Source organism: Paracidovorax sp. (genome assembly GCF_057642795.1).
Genome location: NZ_JBXYZY010000037.1, coordinates 322,591 through 340,777, shown reverse-complemented (window position 1 = coordinate 340,777; position 18,187 = coordinate 322,591). Strand labels below are relative to the sequence as shown.

Annotated in this window: 16 protein-coding genes; 4 read left to right on the top strand and 12 right to left on the bottom strand. The window is 63.7% G+C overall.

The features are described from left to right. Positions 1-432 precede the first annotated feature (432 nt). Entirely contained in the window at positions 433-1,746 is a 1,314-nt protein-coding gene (locus AC3A84_RS16160; protein WP_487971049.1) for a tyrosine-type recombinase/integrase, read from the top strand. A gap of 3 nt (positions 1,747-1,749) precedes the next feature. Here the strand turns inward: AC3A84_RS16160 and mobV are convergent, their stop codons facing one another. After that, positions 1,750-2,925, bottom strand: coding sequence for a MobV family relaxase (gene mobV / locus AC3A84_RS16155; protein ID WP_487971048.1), 1,176 nt, complete (start codon positions 2,923-2,925; stop codon positions 1,750-1,752). A gap of 855 nt (positions 2,926-3,780) precedes the next feature. Continuing rightward, positions 3,781-4,620 (bottom strand): hypothetical protein, encoded by an 840-nt coding sequence (locus tag AC3A84_RS16150; RefSeq protein WP_487971047.1) that lies wholly within the window; start codon positions 4,618-4,620, stop codon positions 3,781-3,783. Between the two features lie 15 nt (positions 4,621-4,635). On the opposite strand from AC3A84_RS16150, the gene AC3A84_RS16145 reads away from it, so the two are divergent. Then, positions 4,636-4,995, top strand: a complete 360-nt coding sequence (locus tag AC3A84_RS16145; RefSeq protein ID WP_487971046.1) for a helix-turn-helix domain-containing protein — start codon at positions 4,636-4,638, stop codon at positions 4,993-4,995. A 67-nt stretch (positions 4,996-5,062) separates the two neighbouring features. Here AC3A84_RS16145 and AC3A84_RS16140 read toward each other — a convergent pair whose 3' ends face one another. The 4 genes from AC3A84_RS16140 to AC3A84_RS16125 all read right to left on the bottom strand — a co-directional run bounded on the left by AC3A84_RS16140 (position 5,063) and on the right by AC3A84_RS16125 (position 8,986). After that, complete coding sequence (locus AC3A84_RS16140; RefSeq protein WP_487971045.1) at positions 5,063-5,743, bottom strand: Eco29kI family restriction endonuclease; 681 nt, start codon at positions 5,741-5,743, stop codon at positions 5,063-5,065. Further along, positions 5,740-6,960: a DNA cytosine methyltransferase gene (locus AC3A84_RS16135; protein ID WP_487971044.1), complete on the bottom strand. Its 1,221-nt coding sequence runs from the start codon at positions 6,958-6,960 to the stop codon at positions 5,740-5,742. The genes AC3A84_RS16140 and AC3A84_RS16135 overlap by 4 nt, the downstream gene beginning before the upstream one ends. After that, complete coding sequence (locus AC3A84_RS16130; RefSeq protein WP_487971043.1) at positions 6,957-7,379, bottom strand: very short patch repair endonuclease; 423 nt, start codon at positions 7,377-7,379, stop codon at positions 6,957-6,959. The genes AC3A84_RS16135 and AC3A84_RS16130 overlap by 4 nt, the downstream gene beginning before the upstream one ends. Positions 7,380-7,666: 287 nt before the next feature. Continuing rightward, on the bottom strand, positions 7,667-8,986 hold the full coding sequence (locus AC3A84_RS16125; RefSeq protein ID WP_487971042.1) for a M16 family metallopeptidase: 1,320 nt from the start codon (positions 8,984-8,986) through the stop codon (positions 7,667-7,669). A gap of 465 nt (positions 8,987-9,451) precedes the next feature. On the opposite strand from AC3A84_RS16125, the gene AC3A84_RS16120 reads away from it, so the two are divergent. Continuing rightward, the gene (locus tag AC3A84_RS16120) at positions 9,452-10,684 is read left to right on the top strand and encodes a chloride channel protein (RefSeq protein ID WP_487971041.1); all 1,233 of its coding nucleotides are present in this window, start codon (positions 9,452-9,454) and stop codon (positions 10,682-10,684) included. 108 nt (positions 10,685-10,792) lie between these two features. Here the strand turns inward: AC3A84_RS16120 and AC3A84_RS16115 are convergent, their stop codons facing one another. Together AC3A84_RS16115 and AC3A84_RS16110 are read right to left on the bottom strand one after the other, a co-directional pair. Then, complete coding sequence (locus AC3A84_RS16115) at positions 10,793-11,671, bottom strand: DNA/RNA non-specific endonuclease (RefSeq protein ID WP_487971040.1); 879 nt, start codon at positions 11,669-11,671, stop codon at positions 10,793-10,795. Positions 11,672-11,881: 210 nt separating this feature from the next. Continuing rightward, on the bottom strand, positions 11,882-12,025 hold the full coding sequence (locus tag AC3A84_RS16110) for a hypothetical protein (protein ID WP_487971039.1): 144 nt from the start codon (positions 12,023-12,025) through the stop codon (positions 11,882-11,884). Positions 12,026-12,391: 366 nt separating this feature from the next. Between AC3A84_RS16110 and AC3A84_RS16105 the strand changes: the two genes are divergently transcribed. After that, positions 12,392-12,736: a DUF3606 domain-containing protein gene (locus AC3A84_RS16105; RefSeq protein ID WP_487971038.1), complete on the top strand. Its 345-nt coding sequence runs from the start codon at positions 12,392-12,394 to the stop codon at positions 12,734-12,736. Positions 12,737-12,850: 114 nt separating this feature from the next. Here AC3A84_RS16105 and AC3A84_RS16100 read toward each other — a convergent pair whose 3' ends face one another. The 4 genes from AC3A84_RS16100 to AC3A84_RS16085 all read right to left on the bottom strand — a co-directional run bounded on the left by AC3A84_RS16100 (position 12,851) and on the right by AC3A84_RS16085 (position 18,182). Then, complete coding sequence (locus tag AC3A84_RS16100; RefSeq protein WP_487971037.1) at positions 12,851-15,265, bottom strand: catalase; 2,415 nt, start codon at positions 15,263-15,265, stop codon at positions 12,851-12,853. Positions 15,266-15,411: 146 nt separating this feature from the next. Continuing rightward, a complete protein-coding gene (locus AC3A84_RS16095) occupies positions 15,412-16,740 on the bottom strand; it encodes a tryptophan--tRNA ligase (RefSeq protein ID WP_487971036.1) in 1,329 nt (442 codons plus the stop codon). Positions 16,741-16,807: 67 nt separating this feature from the next. After that, positions 16,808-17,476 carry a site-2 protease family protein gene (locus tag AC3A84_RS16090; RefSeq protein WP_487971035.1) on the bottom strand — a complete coding sequence of 223 codons (669 nt, stop codon included), beginning with the start codon at positions 17,474-17,476 and terminating at the stop codon, positions 16,808-16,810. Positions 17,477-17,546: 70 nt separating this feature from the next. Continuing rightward, positions 17,547-18,182, bottom strand: coding sequence for an L-threonylcarbamoyladenylate synthase (locus AC3A84_RS16085; RefSeq protein ID WP_487971034.1), 636 nt, complete (start codon positions 18,180-18,182; stop codon positions 17,547-17,549). Positions 18,183-18,187 lie beyond the last annotated feature (5 nt).

The following is an 18,187-nucleotide window of genomic DNA, read 5'->3' as shown; positions in this document are numbered from 1 at the left end:
ACCCCCGGCCGGCCCTCCCCCAGACGTGCAGAGGCGCGGCACCCGGCGGCGCGCGCACCCCACCGCGCCCGCGGGCTTCGTTTGAGGGGCACTTTTTTACGAGTTGGCCGCCGTGGCCGTTTCCTGGCGTGGCCTGGGCTTGCGGGCGGTTTCATGCTCTTCTGGCATTCCGGGAAATTACGTGCTTTTCTGTCGGCCTCGACCTTCCGCCCCCTATCAGCAATGGCCCGCCAAGGCCTCGCAGCGCCCCAGGAAGCCGCCTTATTTTGTTGGCCTACGGTATGGCCTACAAAACACAATTACGGCCCTCTATGCCGCTCTGCTGCTTATCACTTGTCTCTCACCCTCTCCGCCAAAATGGAAAAAGCCTTGTAAATCAACGATTTACAAGGCTTTTTGCTTTGAGGGTGGTAGCAAATTTGGTAGCAATCCATGCTCAATTTGCCCATCTACCTGCTCGGTTCCAGCTACTACCTCCACACCCGCATCAACGGCCAGCAGGTCAAGCGCTCGCTGCGCACCAGCTACAAGCGCGTGGCTATCATTCGTGCAGTTGCCCTGTTGAACACGATGCACAAAAAGCCCGACCTCAGCGAAATCAGCCCCTACGAGATGGACATCTCCAAGGGCATCTTCAAAGCCGACGGAGATGAAGACCACAAGCGGATGATGGAAGCCATCCAGGCCCTCAAAGCACTGCACGCAGGCCAGCCAGCGCCCAGCCTGGCACCCGCGACAGCAGCGCCACTAGCAGACGACCCCACCGCCTTGAAGCTGGGCGAACTGCTGGAAAAATTCCTCTTGCTCAAAGCCGTCAAGCAAGCCACGGCCGACTCGTACAGGAACACCGCTACCGAGCTGGCCAAGTTCCTCAAAAACCCACCCATCACGCGCATCACGCAAAGCGACCTCACGCGCTACCAGGAGCATCTGGCGAAGAAGGGCAATGGCCCCCGCACCATCGACAACAAGATATCTACCGTGCGCGCCCTGTACAACTTCGCCAAGAAACAGGGCTACACGCGCGGCGACAACCCCGCCGAGAAGCGCGCACTGCTGACCAAGAAACAGCGCTTGCAAGGCGGTTGGGCCACGTTTGAAACCGACGAAATCGCGCTCTTGGTGGGCGGCGACTTCTTCCGCGAGCAACGCCAGAAAGACCCGAACTATGCCAATGCCGTGCTGCTGGGCCTGTTTACCGCCTGCCGGGTGGGTGAAATCACCGCCCTGAAGAAGGGCCAATTCAAGCGCAGCCGCACGGGTGTGCCCTACATCGCCATCCGCGACAGCAAGACGCAAGCCGGTATCCGCGAGGTACCGTTACACCCCTACATCTACGCGCAGATTGCGCCCGTGCTGGACACGCTGAAAAACGCGGAAGACAAGCTCTTCAAGTACAAGGAACGCGATGGCAAGGGCAGCGGCAACGCGGTCGGCAAGATGTTTGCCCGCAACCTTGAAAGCGCCCGGATTTCTCGGGACAAACTCGTGTTCCACAGCCTGCGCAAGTACGTGAACAACGAACTCATGCAGAACAAGGTGAGCTTGGAACACCGCTGCCAGTTTGCCGGGCATGAAATCGACAACGTCAACGTGGCGGTGTACACCAAGACCATAGGCATCGATGAACTGGCCGCGTCGGTCTTCCCGACCCTCGACCTGATTGCCCAGACCGTCCAGAAGGCCATCGACCCCATGGCAGGAATCGAGATTGGGGACCTCATCGACCCCGATGCCCTGATGTAGCCATCAGTAGCCGGGTACGCCCCAGTCGAACGCGGTGGGGTCGTCCTCCCCAGGCTTCAAACCCTTCAATGCCGTAACAACTACTGCTTTTTTATCGTCGTCTGTTTCGGGGGCCAGCTTCTGGTCGCACATTCCAACGGCCAGGGCGACATTGTTCTGGACCACCTGGGCCATTTGGGGGTCGTGCAGATAGAGCGCCAACAACTCCCGGGCGCTGGCGTTCTCGGCCAATAGCTCCAACATCCCCGCCAGCTCTGGCCGGTGGGCCATCGCCGCAAGACGCTTTACCCTCTGGATACCCGCCAGCCCTTGTGTAGCTAGCTTTTCCGCCCTGTCCTCGTAATCCCGCGCCTTTTGGTTCGCAGCCCGAGCGCGGGCCCATTCCGCCTCCGCTTCCACATATCGCTTCTGGATGGCCTCCCGCTCGGTCTCGACCGCCTCCCGGTCCAGTTTCAAGCGCTCTAATTCGTTTTCCGCCTGGCGCCGCTTCTGCGCCGCTGCGCTGGCTTCGCTTGCCGCCTCCGCCAACAATTCAGTGGCGGCCTGATGGCTCGCGGCAATCTCCGCGTAATACTCCCGCAACGGAACATGCCGGCGCTTGGTCTCCCGCTTGGGTTCTCCTCGTTTCAGGTTGTACCCCTTGCCTTGAACGAACTCGGCAAAGCGGGTTTGCAGGTCAATGCACTTTTCCGAGCCGCCCAGGTAATGGCCTGCATTGAGGGTTGTTATCTGGCGGCTGCTTTTCTTTGTTGTCCTGGTAGATGTTTCAATGGGCACGGCCAAAACATGAACATGCGGGCTTTTTTCATCAAAATGCAGATATGCCCCAACGACATTCTCCGCACCATAGACCTCTTTGGAGAATTCAACGCATTGAAGCAAATAAGCCTTTTGGGACTCATAGGGCATATTCTGAAAAAATTCAGGAGAAGCCGTAAAAATATTCTCAATAATTCGATTGGCATCGGGGCGAGGCTTTCGGGTCGTCGTGGCAATACGGGCCTTTATCGCCTTGAATAACGCAGGCCGGTCGGCGGCACCGATGGTGATATTGAGGTGGGTGCGGGTCGGGTCGAGCCCTTCCACTTCTTCCGGAGCTTCTCGTAGATGGTGCCGCATGATGCCGCCGATAGCGTGGTTGGTTTTGTATTTCTCCGTCCTGAATATTGCGTATGCCATTTTTTTGATTCCTTTGAATAAAAATAGCACCGCGTGAGTATTAAGCAAGTTTATCGGGGGTGGCCCGTCCACTTCGTGTACTCACTACGGCATTTTTTACACTGCGCATAAAAAAAGCCTTCCCTCGCCCCTGCCGGGGGGGCTTCCGGCCCAAAGCAAATACCCTGTTTGCAAGGGCGCGGAGTACGGTTTGTGATATTCCGCCATGGCGCCACGCGGCCATGTTCAGCGATTTATCGATGGGTCCGGCTTCCGCTTCGCTGTCATGGGGTTGCACCCCATACCCCGATACCCTGCCAATTATTCCCACGCCGGGCGGTGAGAAGGCAGCGCAATCGGGCCATAGTGGCCCCAGGACCTCCGATGTGGGTCGCATTGGGGGCGTCATTCCATCGGGGCGGTAAAACGATTTTTAGCGGGATTCCATCGCGCCAAGCCGTCGCGCGCGTATGTGCAGGCCTGGGGCGCGGGGAAGAGAAGAGATATCTATCTCTTCTCTTTAACCCCTCTATAAACCCCTCTCCCCCTAAAGGGGAAGAGGGGATTTATTGAGGGGGACAGGCGTGCATACGCACGCTAGAGAGGGTCGGCCTGGCGGCCTCCGATTATCACGCCCCGCCTTGCGTCGGCCTGCGGCCTAGCGCCGGGGCTGTTCCACCGAGCCAAAGGAAAACCGGGAATCGGGTCCCGATTCCGATGGTAAAACAGTCCGCAATGGGGCTGTAATGGCTCTAGAAGCTGCGATGGGGGAGGAATTGGCACCGTCTCACCCTACGCAGGGTAAACCGGCTTTTGCCCACTTTCTATCGCATGCAGTCAATCGGCTTGGCCCGTTTTGGCTTGTCCCGGAGCAGTTCACAGGCTTGGCTTTATACCTTTGTTGATTTGCTGTTGGGATTTTTGTTTGCCATCTGCTTCATTGCGCGCATTTTTTCCATCAATAGCTTTAATCATGGCGGCTGAGTCTATTGCCCTAATTGCGACAGCCTCCACCAAGCCTTCGCCATGATTAAATTCAACGTAATAGGCACGACTGCACGAACGCTGGAAATCCGATGGGGGATATATTTTCATGGGAGTGGGAAGGAAATTTTCCCCTCCGGTGCGATTGTTTCCAATTCTATTCAGGTCGAACATACGGCATGGAGGTGCCGGAATGGGAGCGCCTGTAATTGAATTTCCACCTTCTGAGTATTGGCCGAAATATTGTTTTCCATTTTGGTCGTATTCCCAACCTACCACGATGGTTCCATACTGGTCGTTCAGCTCTCCGCGAATATAGCTTTCTTTGCCGAATTTCTTGCGAACCGCATCCAGTAAGGTTTGCTTGGCATAACGCTCCGTTTTTTCAAGGCGCTGATTTCTTTGGATGAACCAAATGTTCTCCGTTTTGCCCTTAAAGGCGAAAAATTCATCGGGCGGGCCGCCCCATTGGCTACCAAACTCACTCTCGTAAGTTGGGCTCACCCAGCCAGCAAAGCCACTTTCTACCTGGTCGGTCCTAACAGGTGTCACTTTCATGCCGGCCGGTTTCGTAAACGCGGCTTTTGCTTCGGCGATGGACATGCCGAGCTTTACGCCAGCAATGTCGTTGGCTTGTGCGCCGATGCTGTGGAGCGCCAGCGCTAAGGCGAGCGCGAGGGCTGCCGATGCTTTCATGGAACCGTCCTCTCTAAGAACCGTCATCGGCGACATGCCGCGACTTCGAGGATGGTAGCCGAAATGGTGCTTATGTTCCGTGAACTCTTGTTCCGACGCCGCATGTTCCGTGGTGCTTTGGGCCGTGTCCACCGACGATTGGCTATGCCCCGAGTACCTCCTCCTCTTGAAGAGCGACCTACCGTGCTGCTGTCTTTCGGGCAGGCTGTAAGGCAGGCTCGCAAAGCCAAAGGCTTGTCGCAGGAAGCGTTTGCCGACCGATGTGGAATCGACCGTTCCTACATGGGAGGCGTTGAGCGTGGGGAACGCAACATCGCGTTGGTAAACATCGAGAAAATTGTCAGGGCGCTAGACATGCAGCCGTCACAATTTTTCAGAGCTTTGGATGAGCCAGCGACGCCCCACACTTAGCGGTCTGGGCTGCTGATCAGAGTCTTGCAGCGGGGCGTTTTTCGAAGCGCTGGCGTTCGAGAGGTTTTTAGCTGGCCAAGTCCTGTCGGCCCAAGAAATGCGGGGTGGAAGGCAACGTGGTGGACGCCAGATAGCTCCCAATTTCCCGTGCGATGTCGGCTTGCGACTCCTCGCGGTCTTTGCACTTCAATGCCCATGAGCGCCCAGGGTGGAGGGTATCCCAACGGGGGCGAAGACCGTTATAGCGTCCGGCTCCGGGGTCGTGATTGCCGAAGCCCTCGACAATTAAATTCCACAAGGGAGAGAACTTGGCAATCATCAGTGATTCGCCTAGCGGAATCCAAATTTCATCGACAACCAAGTACCGGCACGAGAAGTCCGCGATATCTAAGTTGTCCGTCGCCTGGACAGACTCGGCGTGCTCTTGCAGGCGACTAAAAAGAGCTTTGGACCGAGTGGGGTCTGGCATCACCTTCCCCTTTCGTGCTCCTTGCGGTACCGCTTTCCCTACATAAATTGGCAGGGTCGGGTTGCCTGAGTCCGCCTGATTGGGTGCGGAGATGGCTTGATACGCTGCATAGTGACCGCGATAGTAGATGGCATAAATGCCAGAGCCATAAAAAGACGTTAGGGCTCCGAGCGGATGCGCGGGCTGGCTCACAAGTGCTTCCGCTACGCTGGCGCCAAGGTTCTTTTTGTCGAGCGGGTTGAAAGGAATGACTTCGGCTGTCTTGCTAACGCTCATCATGCTGCCCGCTTGTTGCTCTTGGGTTGCAGCGACTCGACCCTACGAAGTTCGGAACGAATAAGTGCCTCTGCTACGGAAGCTGCAACGGTCCGACCAAGGGCCACGGGCACGGCGTTACCCAACTGGCGCATGGTCTCTGACCATGAACCGTGAAAGACATAGCCATCTGGAAAGGTCTGGATTCGCGCTGTCTCGCGCGCAGTGAAGTAACGAACCGAGCCGTCCGGCAGCACCATCATGTTCTCGCCGCCGGGAACACCATGGTCGCCGGCCTTGATGGTCTTCGCGGGTTGGTCCAGTGGACTCCCCGTGTGTCCTGGGTAGACCTTAGCCCCATCTTGAAAACGATGGTCACGAATTCCCAGCGCGAGGCGTGTTCGTGGGTCAGGCAAATCGGCAAGAGCATCACGAACCGTTCGCCATGGGAGAGACTTTGGCGGCTTGGCCGTCAATGCTTGGATGCGCTTGGCCAACTTGACTGGCGGAAGAGGGCGGTCGCGTTTAGCGACTTTGTGACGCTCCCAATACTCGCCAGTCACCCACTGGGAATGAATCAAGGCATCCTCGCTGTGCGTGGCTTCGGGAAAATGCCAGTCAATGTCGAGGTCTGAGCGAGTCCCCACAATGAACACCCGCTCGCGCTTTTGTGGCACCCCGTAGTCGGCGGCGCTCACCAACGTCGCCGTGACGTTGTAGGTCAGGCCACTCTCATGCATGCGCCCTGACGTCTTCTCGGTTTGGAGACGCAGAAGATGGTCGAACCAAGACTCGTGAGCACGCCTCGGAGCCTCGGGAAACTCCAACTGCAGCTTGATGTACTCGAAGTAGTTGGCAAAGCTCGAGCGCGTTAGTCCCTTCACGTTCTCAACGATGAATGTCTTGGGACGCAGCGTGCGCACGATTTGAACGGTGGCGGGGAACATGTCGCGCTTGTCATCATGTGCCTTGTGCTTGCCACCCATCGAAAACGGTTGGCACGGGGGGCCGCCCGCAAGCAACTCGATGTCTTGCGGAACGCCGGTCCAATCTATTGCGCGTACATCGCCTTCATGCAACGGCCAGCCGTCTACGAGGGGATAGCCGCGACGCTGGTTCTCCCGAACGGTATCGCAGGCCCACTTGTCCCACTCGACAACAGCCAGGGACTTAAAGCCGGCGAGGCTGACGCCCATCGCCAGCCCCCCCGCTCCCGCGAACAACTCCACAGCTCGCATCATTTCTTTCCTTCGTCCTCGTTCAAGAATGCCTGTACACGCGCAACAACTGCATCCAGGTCTCGCAGTTCGCATTCCCACACAACCATCACATCCCACCCCAGCGCCCGCAACTCGGCCTGCTTCACCGCATCCCTGTCCCGATTGCCATGAAGCTTCGCGCTCCAAAAGTCGACGCGTGACTTCGGCATACGAGCCAGCGCACAATTCCCGTGCATGTGCCAGAAGCAGCCATGCACGAGCACCACCTTTCGTCGACCTGGGAACACAAGGTCAGGCTTGCCGGGAAGCTTCTTGTCATGCAACTTGTAGCGAAAACCGCGCGCGTGCAGAGCCTTGCGTAAGCGGACTTCTGGCCCCGTGTCGCGTCCACGTACCCGAGACATCCGTTCTGACCGCTCAGCCGGCGTAAGAGTGTCCATGCTGGTATTTTATACAGTGCCTGCGGGGGTGATGGAACCGGCTTACAACATTGTGCCTCCATGCAGCGCTGTCGCGAGAGAACAGCACTTGAAGCGACTGTGGTACAACCAAGGTTCGTCTCGCTCGTAGCACTTCTAGTCGCGAGTTTTTTATGTCATCTACCGCCTAGGTTGTTGATTTAAAAGGTTTTTTGAGGTTGGACACGGTTGTCCCACCCTCTCCGCCAAATGAACAAAGCCCTTGATGATCCATCAAGGGCTTTTTTCTTGCGTGCGCTTGGTTATGCCTATCGACTGGCACTGGAAACCAAAGAAGCTGCCAGCTGTTTGGCCGATTTCGCGCTGACCCCTTTGCCCGTGATCGACAGAGCCGGCGCATGGGCGAGCATCCGCACGAACACCTGCCGGACTTCTTCCGAACGGATATCGCCTATCAGGTCAATCGTCTCGCTCAGCGGCGTCACCGTGCCGTGCGCGAAGAGCTCTTCCACGGCCCGCTCCATCGTGGCAAAGGGGCGCTCTGCGGCGCGCACGCGGGAGACGGTCAGCTGGTTCTTCGCCCGTTCCAGATGGACCGGGTCGATGGCTATGGACTGCGCGTGCAGCTGCTCGCCGGTGGCCTGGACCAGGGCTTCGACCTTGTCCGGCGTGGTCACGGCATGCACCACGAAGTTGAGCCAGGCATCGCCGCTGTCAACGGTGGCGTCGGCCGTGTAGGCCAGGCCCAGCCGCTCGCGCACCACATCCACCCAGGGCGAGGACATGCCGCCGCCGAACAGGTTGGCAGCCAGCGCGGCGGCCAGGCGCCAGCGTTGCGGTGCGTCGCCTTCGGGGCCGGCAGGCGCGAGCGGGTAGGCGAGATGAAGAAACACCTGCGAGACCTGCGTGAAGCGCCGGGCCACGGCTTGGCCGGCATAAGGTGCGGGCTCGGGCGGCTGCGATACGGCCCCGCCGGGCGATGAAGGCATTGCCGTAAAGAGCTCTTCGGCAAGGCGCATCCAGGCTTCCACGTCGAAGTGGCCGGCTGCGGCGACGACGGTCTTGCCTGCCACGTAATGCTGCTGCACGTGGCGCATCAGATCGCCGCGGGTGAATCCCTCGATGTTCTCGACCGTGCCGATCACGGGCATGCCCATGGGGTCGTCGCCCCAGAGGGCGCGGTCGAGCAGGTCGCTGGAGCTGTCCTCCGGGTCCTCGTCGTACTCGATGGCCTCCTGGCGGATCACTTCCAGCTCGCGCTGCAGTTCTGCCTCAGGAAAGGTGCTGTGGAGCACGATGTCGGCCGTCATGCGCAGCAGCTGCGGCGCGTGGTGCCCCAGTCCGGTCATGAAGTAGCCGGTGCTGTCCTTGCCGGTATAGGCGTTGACGTCCGCGCCCAGCCGCTCCGCATCGAGGTTGATGGCCTGCACGGAGCGCGTGGCCGTGCCCTTGAAGGCCATGTGCTCCAGGACGTGGCTGATGCCGTTGGTGGCCGGCGTCTCGTCGCGGGAGCCGACGCGCAGGAAGACACCCACGCTGGCGCTCTGCACGTGCGGCATGGGCAGGGCCATCAGCCGGACGCCATTGGGGAGCGTGCGCAGGATCGGAGTGGTTGGGGGCGTTGCCATCACTGGTTGCCGCCTTGGGCCCTGTGGCCAGGAGTGCTGCCAATGGGCGTTGCATCGGGAGCCCGGCTTGCGGGCTGGCGCCGGCAGAGGCGTGGCGGGGTGGATGTCTCTTGTCGCATGCGGCATTGTCGCTGTGTGCTGCATTGCCTTGGGGCACTCGGGTCGTTGTTCCCGTGCTGCTCAAGCGGGGCGGAACGAAGAGGGCGGGCTGAGGTCTGAGCGGGGTCTTTTCATGGGTCCGCGAGCGAGCGTTGCCGTCGCCCTGGCCGCGACGTACGATTCCCGGCGCTCTGCCTGCCTGCCCGGCCTGCGGCCCGTGCGCCCCCATTACGCCACGCTTGCGCGCTGCCCTCCATGCCCCATCCCGAACCCCAACACACATCCTTGGCGACGTCCGCTGCTGCGACGCGCTTCCGAATCCTTGGCCCGGTTGCCCGCACGCTCCAGTTATGGCTGTGGTCCGCCGTGGCGGGGGCTCTGGCGGCGGCCGCCACCCTGGTGTTCCATGTCCTGATCCAGTGGGTGGAGCACCTCGCGACGGGCCATACGGGTGGCCTGGTGGAGGCCGCACGTTCCCTGCAGCCCTGGCACCGTGTATGGGTTTGCACGGCGGGCGGCGTGCTGGCGGGCGCGGTGCTCGACTGGGGCGGGCGCTGGGCGGCTGCCGGGCCGCGTGGCGACGAGCACCTGGACTACATCGATGCGGCGAGGGCCGGGCGGGTGGACCTCAACGACCGCACCACGCTCGTGCGTTCAGTGTCGGCGCTGCTCTCGGTCGGCTCCGGCGCGTCGATCGGGCGCGAGGGGCCGATGGTGCAGCTGGGGGCGTGGCTCGCCGCAGGGCTGGCGCGGGTGGTGCCGATCGCGCCGGAGCTGCGCAGCGCCATCATGGTGTGCGGCATCGTCGCCGGCATCGGCTCGGCCTATCACGCGCCGGTGGCGGGCGTGGTGTTCGCGCTCGAACTGGCGCTCGGCTTCTTCGCGCGGCATGCGGTGGCGCCGGTGCTCATCGCGGCGGGAACGGCGAGCGCGCTCATCCAGATGCTGGTGGACCCCAGGCCGCTCTATCACGTGCCGGCCGTGGCCGTGGAGCCGACCAGCCTGGGCATGGCGCTGGCGGCTGCCGTGCTGTTCGGCGCGGTCGGCTGGACGCTGCTGCAATTGCTGGAGATCAGCCGCAGGGGTTTCGACCGCGTACGTTCACGGACTGCGCGCCTGGGGCTGGGCGGGTTGCTTGTGGGCATGCTCTCGGTCGGGGTGCCCGAGGTCTGGGGCAATGGCTACAGCGTCGTGTCTTCGGTGCTGCTGGGCAGCCACCCGTGGCATTGGATCGTGGTGGTGATGTTGACCAAGATCCTGGCCACCGCGGTGAGCTCGGGCAGCGGCGCCATCGGCGGGGTGTTCACTCCCTCGCTCTTCGTGGGGGCCACCGCCGGCAGCGTGCTCGCCCAGCTGGCTGCACTGGTGCTGCCTGTGGCCTGGGTGGGGGATCCGCGTGCGCTCGCCATCATCGGCATGGCTGCCGTGCTCACGGCAGTGACCCACGCCCCTTTGATGGCCATCGTGATGGTGTTGGAGATGACGAACCGGTTCCAGCTCACGGTGCCGGTGATGCTGGCCTGCGCCGTGGCCTATGCGATCAGCACGCAGTTCGGCGCACGGCCGCTCTACGGCAATCCGATCGAGGCACACCGGTGACGGCGGTTACGGTGGGCGATGTCAAGGCATTCGTGCCGGCGACCCTGGCGTTTTCTGCTGCACGGCAGGGGGCTGCGGGCAGCGGCCCGCAGATCCGGCGGTTCCCGTTCAGATCCTGAGCCCGGGCAGCAGGTCGATGCCTGTCCTGCGCACCACTTCCTCATAGCTGATTGGCGGGCCTACCCTGGCATCAGGGGCGTTGTCCTGCCAATGGGCCCAGCGCCTTCCCGTAGCCGGGTCGTACACCAGCTTGAAGAGGTGGGAGGGCACGGCCACCTGGTTGGCTCCGATGGTCCGAGCGCCGGGTTCGAACACGGGGCCGGTGATGACATAGACATCGCCCTGCGCGCGCATCACGTACTTGCGCGTGTCGTCTTCGATCCGGGCCCAGGGGCCGCTGTTCTGCCGGGAGTTCTGCGGCACCATGTTCGACAGGCTGAAGGACTGCGCCATGGACTCCGGCGTGCCCATGTCGCCCGCAGGCGCCATGTGGCCGCGTGCCCAGCCGGAGCCCTTGTAGTCGCTCAGTTCCGCACGCTCCGCGCGGGGCAGGCGCGCGTCTGCGAAGAACTTGTCGGTGCGCTCCAGATGATGGCCTGCGAGCAGGGTCTGGCGGTTCAGCCGCTCAGCGACATAAACGGGGGTGCGGGTGTTCCCGCTGTGGAGCACGGCAAAGCCATCGAAACACAGCGCGCGCAGGTGGGGCGCTGCCGGGGTGATCGGCGGGCGCCCGCCGGCGAAATACTGGGGGCAGTCCTGGAAGCGGCCGGCCGAAGCGCCGGCTGCTGCTGGAGGAGCGGGAGGTGATACCGGCGCGCGGTTCAGCGCTGAAGGGGCCAGGCCACAGCTCGTAGCCTGCAGGCCCATGATGCAGGTGGTGACCAGCGTGACGAACAGGCGCCTTGCACTGCTGCTGGGGCTGAGGGGTTGCGATGCCCGGGAACGGGAGGAGGGGCGAGGGTTTTTCTTGCGGGTCTTGGATTTCATGCGGCCGGCGAGTGTAGGGCGGGCGGACCCCCGTCATGGGTGATTTCGCGTGTCAATCAGCAAACCTTGCAACGGCCTCGCTGCGACGAGGGCCTGCCTGCCCGCGCGTGTTGAGTGCGCCCGGCTGCGGGTGCGAGCACGATCGGGGGCGCGGAACGTTCCCTACCGCTACCCCATGCTCACCCTGCATGCCGATGCCTGGCGCGTGGTTCAGCTCGCCGTGGGGCGTGCCCACCGTGCGCGCTGATCGGCTCGCTCTTCCTGGGCAACGAAATGGGCATTCCGTTCGATCGGATGGGTGGCGAGCCGGCTCGTGCTGGCGATGCGGGGCTTGATCGCGGCCTGCACGCTCATGCGGGAGACGACCTGTCTGGCGCACCACAGGAGCAATTCGCGCTCAGCGATTCAGGGCGTGGCGCTGCACTGCGTGCTGTTGTGGCAGGGAGCATGGATCCGCCGTGGCCGGTCGATGGGGGCGCATGATGGGGCCTCTGTCGCTACGGGAGCCTCCATGTCCAGGCTGATGACCTTTCTTTCGATCGTCGGCGTGATGGCCGCGCTGTATGTGGCCTATCGGTATGGCGTTTTCTGAGCCGTCAGGGAGTTGGCGGCCGTACTTCCGTGGCGTCGTGACGACCGCACGGGACGATGGGCTTGTCCTACGCCACGGACCGGCCGGTCCGCCCACGATGAAAACCCCTTTCATTGCAGGAGCCCGACGTGTCCCTCCCCACCGAAAACATCGCGCAAGGCCGTTCTCTGATCAATCTCGATCAGGCGCACGAGGTGCTTGCCTGGAGCCAGTCGCTGGAGTGCAGCGAGGAGGCCCTGCGTGCCGCCGTGCAGGCCGTAGGCCATTCGCCGCAGGCCGTCCGCTCGTATCTGGCGCACCGGAGCGCGCAAGAGCAGGGCTCCCCCGCGCCCATGGCCGACGTGTCCGCCAGCGGATCTGCGCGCGAGCTGGGTTACGACTATGGCGGCGAGCGCCTGGAAGGCCAGCAACTGTCCTCCCGGCAAGGTGCTGAGCTGATCGGCGAAAAGCGCCGTATGGATGCTGATCGCTGAAGGCCGCCATTCGTAAGCATGCAGTTCGAAAGGCCGCAGGCCGGCTGTCATCCGACAGCCGGCCTGCGGCCTTTGCAATGCAGGGCGCACGCCTTGCGCGTGCGCCGGCCCCGGTCACACCACTGGCGGATCGGACTCCCGCGCGAAGTTTCGCGGCTGGCCCAGAGCGGTGATGAACCGCTGCACGGCGGCTTGATCGTTGCCCGCGGCCATGATGAAGGCGGGGTCGTCCTCCGGCAACGGAATGCCTGCCTCGGCCAGGAGGGCCTTGGATGCGCCCAGGGCCAGGATGGGCTTGCAGTGGCGGAACTGGTCGCGCACGAATTCGGCGGAATGCCCATCGCCTGCCAGAAGGTTCACGCCAGCCTCGCCGTCGGGCAGCACCAGCCCGTCGAACAGGAAGCCGGGTGAGTTCTCCAGCGAGGCATCAGCGTCGATCTCAGTGCCGTCCGCGAGCGTCACCGGGCCGATGTGCTGCGCCACGAAGCGGCCCACGGCGCCCTTGTCGAGCAGCGCGGCCTGCACCGCGTGCAAGGCGGCTGGCTCCACGCCGTCTGCCACCAGGATGGCCACCTTGCGGCCCTTGATGCCGCCGTCGCCCGGGCGTGCCAGCAGCGACAGGGCAGGGGATTCCTTCACCTCGGGCTTGGCGGGGCGCTCGATCGCTTTGGGCAGGGCCGCGGGCAGCTTGCGGATGCCGATGCCTTGCGCCACGTTCGCGGCCAGCTCTTCCGACACGTTGCGCAGCATGGCCACGGTGCGTTCGCGCACGGCGGGCACCGTCACCTTGCTCAGCTCGAAGCGGAAGGCCGCAGCGATGTGGGCCTTCTCATGCTCCGCCTGGCTCGCGTAGAAGAGCTGTGCCTGTGTGTAGTGGTCGGCGAACTTCTCGGGCTTGGCGCGGACCTTGACCTGTTCCTGCTTGGCCTCGGTTCGGGCCGCCACCGAGACGAAGCCCTGCACGGCGCCGGCCTGGAAGGGACAGCCACCGCCCAGCGAGTTGGGTTCGTAAGACACCCGGCCCCGCGGGATGGTCTGGCGGTGCATGCCGTCGCGCTGGTTGTTATGCACCGGCGCGAGCGGCGCGTTGATGGGCAGTTCGTGGAAGTTGGGTCCGCCCAGGCGCGAGATCTGCGTATCCACGTAGGAGTGGATGCGGCCTGCCAGCAGCGGATCGTTGGAGAAGTCGATGCCGGGCACGACGTGCGCAGTACAGAACGCGATCTGCTCGGTCTCGGCGAAGAAGTTGTCAGGATTGCGGTGCAAGGTCATGCGGCCGATGGGGCGCAGCGGCACCAGTTCTTCGGGGATCAGCTTGGTGGCGTCCAGGATGTCGAAGCTGAAGGCCTCGGCCTGCTCTTCGGTGAAGACCTGCACGGCCAGTTCATATTCGGGAAAGGCGCCCGATTCGATGCGCTCCCACAGGTCGCGGCGGTGGAAGTCCGGGTCCGCGCCGGAGATCTTCACGGCCTCATCCCACACCAGCGAATGGGTTCCGGCCAGCGGCGTCCAGTGGAATTTCACGAACACGGAGGTGCCCTCGGCATTCACGAAGCGGAAGGTGTGCACGCCGAAGCCCTGCATGGTGGCGTAGCTGCGCGGAATGCCGCGGTCCGACATCACCCACATCAGCATGTGCGCGGATTCGGGCATGAGCGAGACGAAGTCCCAGAACGTGTCATGCGCGCTGGCGGCCTGGGGCATCTGGTGGTGCGGCTCGGGCTTGACGGCGTGGATGAGGTCGGGGAACTTCATCGCGTCCTGGATGAAGAAGACCGGGATGTTGTTGCCCACCAGGTCCCAGTTACCCGCGTCGGTATAGAACTTCACGGCGAAGCCGCGCGCGTCGCGCGCCGTGTCCTTGGAGCCGCGTTCGCCCTGCACGGTGGAAAAGCGCACGAACACCGGCGTTTTCTTGCCGGCCTCCTGGAACGGCGCCGCCATGGTCAGGTCGGCCAGCGATTCATAGCACTCGAAGGTGCCATGCGCGCCGGAACCGCGCGCATGCACGATGCGTTCGGGAATGCGCTCGTGGTCGAAGTGGGTGAGCTTCTCGCGCAACACGAAGTCTTCGAGCAGCACCGGGCCGCGCACGCCGAGCTTGAGCGAGTTCTGGTTGTCCGATACCGGCACGCCCTGGTTGGTGGTGAGCTGCTGCCCCGAGGAATCCGCGCGGACGCGGTCCAGCACGCCGTCGTTGGCGTTCAGGCCGGGGGTGGCGCCAGCGCCGGTTTTGCCTGTGGCATGCGGCTCCGACAAGGTGCTGCCGGTGACGTCAGGATGATCGGGCGCCGAGGTGAGCCCCGCATTGGGCGCGAGGCCGTTATCCGTGCCGTGCTCCAGGGCCTTGAGCGCGTTGTGGGGCATGGAGGCCGCCAGCGCCTGGGTCCCCGCAGCTTTGCGCGCGTGGGCATCGTCGGTTCCGGGTCGGGGCGGAATCTCCGCCGGGCCGCTGTCCGTGTTGCGTGCGGCGGAGAGCGCTGCGACGTGCTGCGCGTCGTGCGTGGGCTTCTGGGCTTTGCGGGGCATGGTGGGCTTTCTGTGGCTGAGGCACCCAACTTAAAGGCGCCTCTCCACGCCCCGCTGTAGGACGCCTACACCAGGCCTTGCTGCCGCGGCTCCTCACATGCGAAGGCCGGCCAGGCCCCGCGCCTCAGGGGCATGTGCCGCCGGCTTCAGGCGGCGGCGTGCAGTGCCCGCAGGGCGGCCACCACGTCGGCCGTGGCCACGCCATCGACGGCCGCCAGTTGGGGCTGCAGCGCCTGCAGGGCCTCGGTGGCGTCCGCTGCGCTTTGCTGCAGCCGGGCAATGGCCTGGCCGGCGTCCTTGGGGGCGGCGAAGCCCTTGCTCTGCAGCAGCAGGCGGCCGTCCGCTGCCACCAGCTTGAAGTAGAAGTGGCCATCGGTTTCGCGGTACTGCTTGAACGCGGGCAGCGCGGCGCGGCTGGCCTTGGCGGCGGGCTGGGCCGGGGCGGGCTGCGCGCTCAGGCTGCGCAGGCCGACAGCCGCACGCAGGTCGCGCAGGAAGGGCGTGGCGACGGCGCGGGCCCGTTCTGCGCCGGCGAGCAGCGTTGCTTCTATCTCGGCGGGGTGGGCCATCAGGTGCTCGTAGCGTTCGCGCATGGGCGCGACGACGGCATCGACGCGCTCGAACAGCACCTGCTTGGCATCGCCCCAGGCGATGCCTTCAGCGAAACGCTGGCGCAGCGCGGCGGTTTCGGCTTCGGTCGCGAAGGCCTGGTAGATCTGGAAGAGGGCGGAGCCTTCGGTGTCCTTGGGCTCGCCCGGCGCGCGCGAGTCAGTCAACATGCCCTGGATGAGGCGGCGCAGCTGTTCGCGCGGCGCAAAGAGCGGGATGGTGTTGTCGTAGCTCTTGCTCATCTTGCGGCCGTCCAGCCCGGGCAGGATGGCCACATGCTCGTCGATCACCGCTTCGGGCGCGACGAAGTGCTCGCCGTAGAGGTGGTTGAAGCTGGCCGCGATGTCGCGGGCCATCTCGATGTGCTGAACCTGGTCGCGCCCCACCGGCACCTTGTGCGCCTTGAACATCAGGATGTCGGCGGCCATCAGCACCGGGTACATGAAGAGCCCGGCGGTCACGCCGTCATCGGCCTCGCGGCCGGCGGCCTGGTTCTTGTCCTGGGATGCCTTGTACGCGTGGGCGCGGTTGAGCAGGCCCTTGCCGGTCACGCAGGACAGCAGCCAGTTCAGCTCGGGAATTTCGGGAATGTCGGACTGGCGGTAGAAGACGACATGCGCGGGGTCCAGCCCGGCCGCGAGCCAGCTGGCCGCGATCTCCAGCGTGGAGCGCTGGATGCGCGCCGGGTCCTCGCACTTGATGAGCGCGTGGTAGTTGGCCAGGAAGTAGAAGCTCTGCACGCCGGGCCGGCGGCTGGCCTCGACCGAGGGGCGGATCGAACCCACGAAGTTGCCCAGGTGGGGCGTGCCCGTGGTGGTGATGCCGGTGAGAAAGCGCGTAGTGGCCGGGGTCTGGGAGGGGGTCATGAAAGGCTCAGGGGCTATGGGAGGGACGGCCAGGCGTGGGCGCTGCGGCGCCTGCCCGGTATGCCGGTCAGCGCAGCAGCGCGCTCAGGGGCGAGATCAGCAGGCCGATGGCGCTGTAGCCCAGCGACATCAACGGGCGCAGCCACACCGTGCCCACGACGCCGGCAACGACCAGCGCCAGCACGATGAAGAAGCCGTAGGGTTCGATGCGCGAGACCATCTGCGCTTGCCGCCAGGGCAGCAGGCCGACGAGGATGCGGCCGCCGTCGAGCGGCGGCAGCGGGAACAGGTTGAAGGCCCACATCACCAGGTTGACCAGGATGCCGGCGCGCGCCATCTCGAGGAAAAAGCGCTCGTCAATCTGCAGGCCCACCAGCGCCACCAGCACGATGGCCCACAGAAAGGCCTGCAGGAAGTTGCTGGCCGGCCCGGCCAGCGCCACCCAGATCATGTCGCGCTTGGGGTTGCGCAGGTGCTGGAAGTTGACCGGCACCGGTTTGGCATAGCCGAAAAGAAAGGCGCCCGAGGTGGCGAAGTACAGCAGCAGCGGCATCAGGATGGTGCCGACCGGGTCGATGTGCTTGAAGGGGTTGAGCGTGATGCGGCCCAGCATCGACGCGGTGTTGTCCCCGAAGTGCCGCGCGGCGTAGCCGTGGGCCGCTTCGTGCACGGTGATGGCGAACAGCACCGGCAGGGCGTAGATGAGAACGGTTTGGAGTAGGTTCGAGAAGTCCACGGGCGCAATTGTCTCAGAGAGCACGCATGGCCCGCGCTGGGGCCCGTGGCTATGGATCGTTAACGTGCTGTCACAGCCCCAGCGCCGAAAGGCTGCCACGGCCTTCGCGAATCACCTCGGCCTCGCCGCCCGTGCCCATCGGGGTCAGGTCCAGCACGGTGGTGGGTTGCAGCGGGCAGGCGCCGGCATCGACGATGGCATCCAGAAGCTTCTCGTAGCGGGCGCGGATGTCCTGTGGATCGTTGAGCGGCTCGCTTTCGCCGGAGGGGATCAGTGTGGTCGCCAGCAGTGGCGCGCCATGCAGTTCCAGCAGCAGCTGCAGGCCCTTGCGGTCGGGCACGCGCAGGCCGATGGTCTTGCGCGAGGGGTGGCTCACGCGGCGCGGCACTTCCTTGGTTGCTTCGAGGATGAAGGTGTAGGGCCCCGGCGTTCCCAGCTTGAGCAGCCGGTACTGCCGGTTGTCCACCCGCGCGTAGCTGGCCAGCTCCGAAAGGTCGCGGCACAGCAGCGTGAGGTGGTGCTTTTCGTCCACGCCCCGGATGCGGCGCAAGCGCTCGACGGCGTCCTTGTCGTCCAGCTGGCAGACGAGGGCGTAGCTGGAGTCGGTGGGAACGGCCAGGATGCCGCCCTTTTGCAGCAGCGCGGCGCCCTGCTTGAGCAGGCGGGGCTGGGGGTTGTCGGGATGGACTTCGAAATACTGCGCCATGGCGG